This is a genomic window from Streptomyces sp. NPDC048659 (genome assembly GCF_040650575.1).
Lineage (GTDB): Bacteria > Actinomycetota > Actinomycetes > Streptomycetales > Streptomycetaceae > Streptomyces.
This window is the reverse complement of the sequence record NZ_JBEZHM010000135.1, coordinates 1-3,720: the sequence shown is the minus strand read 5'-3', so window position 1 is coordinate 3,720 and position 3,720 is coordinate 1. Positions and strand designations below refer to the sequence as shown.

The 3,720-nt window shown below is 71.2% G+C and carries 4 protein-coding genes; 1 reads left to right on the top strand and 3 read right to left on the bottom strand.

Annotated features, from left to right (window positions below; all coding sequences use genetic code 11):
- Window positions 1–66 precede the first annotated feature (66 nt).
- Genes AB0C99_RS39585 through AB0C99_RS39575 form a run of 3 tightly spaced genes read right to left on the bottom strand, consistent with a single transcriptional unit; the run spans window position 67 to window position 2,722 of the window.
- Window positions 67–1,821: an IclR family transcriptional regulator C-terminal domain-containing protein gene (locus tag AB0C99_RS39585; protein WP_362485346.1), complete on the bottom strand. Its 1,755-nt coding sequence runs from the start codon at window positions 1,819–1,821 to the stop codon at window positions 67–69.
- Window positions 1,818–2,399 carry a hypothetical protein gene (locus AB0C99_RS39580; RefSeq protein ID WP_362485344.1) on the bottom strand — a complete coding sequence of 194 codons (582 nt, stop codon included), beginning with the start codon at window positions 2,397–2,399 and terminating at the stop codon, window positions 1,818–1,820. The genes AB0C99_RS39585 and AB0C99_RS39580 overlap by 4 nt, the downstream gene beginning before the upstream one ends.
- A gap of 8 nt (window positions 2,400–2,407) precedes the next feature.
- Window positions 2,408–2,722, bottom strand: coding sequence for a hypothetical protein (locus AB0C99_RS39575; protein ID WP_362485342.1), 315 nt, complete (start codon window positions 2,720–2,722; stop codon window positions 2,408–2,410).
- Window positions 2,723–3,177: 455 nt separating this feature from the next.
- On the opposite strand from AB0C99_RS39575, the gene AB0C99_RS39570 reads away from it, so the two are divergent.
- Window positions 3,178–3,582, top strand: a complete 405-nt coding sequence (locus AB0C99_RS39570; protein WP_362485340.1) for a VOC family protein — start codon at window positions 3,178–3,180, stop codon at window positions 3,580–3,582.
- The last annotated feature ends 138 nt before the right edge of the window (window positions 3,583–3,720 follow it).

Genomic DNA, 3,720 nt, shown 5'->3' with positions numbered 1-3,720 from the left:
CGCGCTGGGACCGCTCGCGGACGGTGTCGAAGCCGGCGCACACGCGTGTGCGCCGGGCCCGACCGGTTACGGCAGCGCGTGGCGCGCCTCGGCTGTTCCGTTCTCCCAGCGTCCGGTGTGGTGGACGGTGGGCTGGTGGACGTCGTCGGCGAGGAGGTGGGCGAGGAGGATGCCGGTCGCGCGGCGGCTGAGGGTGCGGGCGGCCGTGATGAGGCGGGAGTGCTGGGTGGCGGGCATGGACAGGGCGAGGCTGGAGGCGCGGTTCGGCAGGCCGAGGGAGTAGGCGACGCAGAGGTCGGTGTCGGCGTACTCCAGGAGGTCGAACTGGGCGGCGTGCGGGCCGTCCGTGTCGAGGTGCTGGAAGAGCGTGCGTTCGTCGGTGATGGTGCGGTCGGTGAGCTGGATGAACGGGTAGCGGCTGAGGTGGTCCATGCGCGAGGCGAAGTTCTGCTGGGCCAGCAGGCTCTTGCCGACGGCATTCGCGTGGGCGCTCAGCCCGAACGGCGTCTGCTCGTTGACGGCGGGTGCGGTGTCGCTGGAGGACGCCTCCTGGATGACGATCTCGCCGTCGGTGTAGGAGCTGATGTAGACGGCGGCCCCGAGCTCGTCGCGCAGCTCGGCGAGGGTCTCGGTCAGCAGGGAGCCCCGGGTGAGGCTCGTCATGAGCTCGCCGGGGTAGTGGATGCCGTCGCGGGACTCCAGGAACCGCTGCTCACGCAGCCAGTGGAGCATCTGGACGACGAAGCTCAGCGCCGCCCCGGTGCGCCGGGCGAGAGTGCGCGTGTCGATGCCGTCCGGCCCGATCAGCTGGAGCAGGTCACGCGCCCGCCGGGTGATCTGCCACCTCTCCGGCACGGCGGCGGGCGGCGACGCGGGCCTGGCGAGCTGGTTGAGCGTGGCGGGTCGCAGGGCGTTGGCCGACCACCAGGGCGACCCGCTCGGCAGGATCAGACCGTGCGGGCGGGCGGGCTCCTCCCGCAGGTCGGGCAGGGCCAGCGACAGGCCGGCGGGAACGGAGTGCAGCTGGGCCCTGGGGGCGGCGGGGTCGTCGGTGGGGCGCGGGGACGGGCTCGGGATGGTCGGCAGTACGGGCGCGGAGACCAGGACCAGGTCGGATACGCCCGTCCCGGGCTCGGGGGCTCCCGCGCCTGTTGTTCCCGTCGTCGTTCCCGTATCCGTATCCGTCTCCGTATCCGCCATCGCCGTCGCCGTCGCCGTCGCGTTCTCCCGCATGGGCGACTGATCTGACTCATCGGCGACTTGTCGGGATTCGGAGGACACGCCGTCCTCGGCAGGGGCAGAGGAAGGCGCGGAACCGGGGGCGAAGGCGGAGAGAAGCTCGTGGACCTCCTCGAAGAAAGTCTCGTCCTGCGGCCTCGCACCCTCCCCCGCCGGGCTCGCGGCGTCCGGTGCGCGTAGGAGGCGGCGGGCGTCCTCGTGCCCGTGCTGGGCCGCCTGGGAGAGGAGGAGCCGCGCGTCCGGCGTCCAGTCCTCGCCCTGGCGCAGGGTGATCACCGCGAGGCGGAACAGCGCGCCGGGGTGGCCGGCGGCCGCGGCGACGCTCAGCCAGTCGACCGCGGGGGCGAGGTCATCCCGTAGCAACGCCTTCGATCCGAGGCGGTAGAAGGTGTTCGCCTTCCGGCGGGCCTCGACCGTGTAGGGGGAGATGCGGTCCAGGGGGCCGAAGTCCCCGTCGGGCCGGTCCCAGAAGTCCGGCGGCCCCTGCAACTGCCTGCGGAGGGCCAGCAGCCCGCCAGCAGATTCGGGCGCGGGGCTGCTGCCGGCGCCGTTGTCCTCGCTGAAGCGGCGCACCGCCGTCACCCGTCCTTCTTCTCTACGCGTCGTGTCTGCTTGCGATGGCCGTCTCTGATGTTCTTGCCCAGCTTGCCGCGCAGCTCGTCGACGACGCGTGAGCGGTCCTTGTGCAGCCGGTGCCTGTCTATGCCGAGCGCGGCGGCGATGTCGGCGTCCTCCAGTCCCTGGCTCTGCAGTTGGGCGACCTTGCGGCGCCGGGTGCGGGGCAACGCGTCGATGACGATGACGACCCGCTCCAGGAGCTCGGCGTCCTCGGACGACACCCGGGGCGGCGGCGGGACCTGGGCGACGAGCTCGCTGTCGTAGCGGACCGGATCCCGCCGCAACGCGCGCAGGGCGTCCTTGGCGAGGTTCCGCGAGGCGGTCCTCAGGTATCCGGGCAGCGTCTGCACCGACTGCAGCTCGCCGGCGGCGGCCTTGTCCGCCACCTTGTCGTACGCCTCCTGCGCGATGTCCTCGCACGACTCCCGCGACAGCAGCGGCCCGTACATCTTGAACAGGATCTGTGGCTCGGTGGCCATGTACATCGTGTAGCAGTCCAGCAGGCGCTGCTCCACCTCGCTGAGCGAAGGCCGCACGGTCAAACCGCCTCCTACCACGGGCTGTTCTCCTTGACCGAACCCAGCGGCCCCGCACCGGCGGAGGCGGGCGCGGAGACCGCGATCTCCACCCGTGCGCCGGGGAGGACGGTGATGTGCACGCCGACCCCCGCCGCCACCGTCGGGGAGGCTACGGACGCGGGCAGGGGTTTGGTGGGTTCGGGTTCGGCCTCGGCGGCCCCGGGCTCCAAAGTGGTCCCGGCCCGGTACGACCGGCGGTCCCACCACATCTGGACCACGGCGGCCACGGTCTGCACCGCTGCCGCCGCGACCGCGGCGAGCTCGGGCAAAGCCAAGCACGACGTCATGGACTTGATCTCCATCTTGAGTAACTGGGGGTGCGAGTGAGGCTGTGATTGGGCCTGTGACTGGGGGCGCATCACGCGCCTTCGCCCCACCCGACGATCCCGGCCCCGAGTTATCCCCCGAGCGACCGAAGTTTTCTCCAGATGATCGATTTCGCGCGTCGGTACGCGACTTCCGACCGAGATGTGGCGTGACACGACCAGGAGCGGCGGCCGCGGTCGGCGGCGATGCCCCTGCGGGCGCGGCAGACGGCGGACGTTTCCCGTCCGCGCCGCGCGGTCCAGACGTTCGAACGGCGGGGAGGCGCCGGTCGGCCGGCCGGTCGGCCACTCGGCAACAACTCTCGACGTCCCGCATGACGCTGACCTAAGATCGCGGGCACGGCATCGCGTGTCGGTCACCGACCGGGTGAGGCATGGAGGTGCCCGTGAGATTGCCTTGCGGAGGCATTCCACACATGTCAGTCGACTTGAACCACATCATCATCCACGCCCGGGACAACCGGGAGTCCGCCGAATTCCTGGCGCGCGTCCTGGGCCTTGAGGTCGGGACCGAATGGGGCCCGTTCATCCCCGTGGCCACCGGAAACGGCGTCACCCTGGACTTCGCCGCCATCCCGGCGGAGTCCATCGTCATGCAGCACTACGCGTTCCTCGTCTCGGACGAGGAGTTCGACGCGGCCCTCTCGTACATCGCAGATACCGGGATCACGTACTACGCGGATCCCCACATGAAGCAGCCGGGCGAAATCAACCACCACCACGGTGGCCGCGGCGTCTACTTCCTGGATCCGGCCGGGCACGGGATGGAGATCATCACGAAGCCCTACGCGAGCCACGAGCCGACACCCGTGGCCGCCTGAGCGGAAACGGAAACGTAAGCGCTGGCAGGCCGGGCCAGGCCGGGCTCGGCGGGCTTGGTCAGGGGGCTGTCGGCGACGGCCCGGAAGATCCCTCCGTGCCGGGCCTCGGCATTCGCGGACGCGGTGCGGCACGCCTCC

Excerpts from the sequence above, each read along its gene's own strand:
- AB0C99_RS39575 (WP_362485342.1), bottom strand. The coding sequence starts at position 2,722 with ATGACGTCGTGCTTGGCTTTGCCCGAGCTCGCCGCGGTCGCGGCGGCA.
- AB0C99_RS39570 (WP_362485340.1), top strand. The coding sequence starts at position 3,178 with ATGTCAGTCGACTTGAACCACATCATCATCCACGCCCGGGACAACCGG.